Source organism: Geobacillus sp. DSP4a, assembly GCF_013096875.1.
Classification (GTDB): domain Bacteria; phylum Bacillota; class Bacilli; order Bacillales; family Anoxybacillaceae; genus Geobacillus; species Geobacillus thermophilus.
Genome location: NZ_SDLD01000137.1, coordinates 1 through 1,034, shown reverse-complemented (window position 1 = coordinate 1,034; position 1,034 = coordinate 1). Strand labels below are relative to the sequence as shown.

Here is a 1,034-nt window from a genome sequence, read left to right as displayed (position 1 = left end):
GCAGCGTCATAAATGAACTCGACGACGCTGTGGTCTTTCCGCGACCGAAGAAGCTCCAGCCCGGTGGAGAGGTTTTGGCGGGATTCGGCGATGCTGTACACGCAGGCCAACAGCACCACCGCCCAATACCGTTTCACCGCCCGAATGTGGCGAACGCGGTATCCATCCAGCTTCAGTTGATCTTTCGCTTGCCGGAAAAAGCACTCGATCGTCCAACGCTGAGCATAGTAACGCAAGATGTCTTCGTCCCCGAGTTCCCGGTCGGTGCTCAAGATGCAATGAAGATGTTCCGGCGCCATCGGCTGATCCGCCTTCCAAGCCAGCAGCACCACCGCGTCATCGAGGCCATGGATGGCCCCCTCATAGCGATACACGCGATAACGCTCCTTCCCCACCGTGACGAGGCGGGTGTCTTTGGACTCGATATAGCGGGCAAACTGCTTGGCTTGGATGGCGATGCCTTTCGGGTAGAGAATCCGGTTCGTCTTGAGCATCGCGATGACATGGAATCCCTGTTTCAGACAGGCTTCGATGAGCTTCTTAGACGGATACCACGAATCCATGAGCACATACACCGGCTGAGCCCGCTTCACCTTGAGCGAGGAAAGCATCTCGATCGCCAGGTCGATCTTGCTTTTTCCCGCTTTCTTGTCATACAGGCGGAACGCAAATGGGAACGCCTGCGTGAAGGTGTGCACCATCAGCCAAACGAGCGAATGCCCCCAGACCGATTGATGATCTTTATGCGAGTAGTGCCAGTCGCACCCTTGAATGGCGTGCACAGCCCGTGACGAAGGCTTTGTTTTTTGGCAAATCGTATCATCAATCGAAACAAAAAGGGGTTGATTCTTCCGTTTGGCCAGTCGTTCGACCTGGGAAAGGATCCACTCTTGAAGCTTCCCAAGCAGCCTTTCCTCGTTCCAAGGGCTTTTCGTGAAAAAGTGACTGAGCGTCGTTCGATGATTCGGATGAAAGCTCCAGTAATGAATATCAGTCAATGTTCCCGAGAATCCCTTGGTGGTCAAGGCATCGAC

General features: G+C 54.4%; 1 protein-coding gene. It reads right to left on the bottom strand.

Annotated features, from left to right (window positions below):
• Window positions 1-1,034: IS701 family transposase (locus ETC02_RS16665; RefSeq protein ID WP_171698452.1), on the bottom strand; the 1,034-nt coding region annotated here is incomplete at both ends.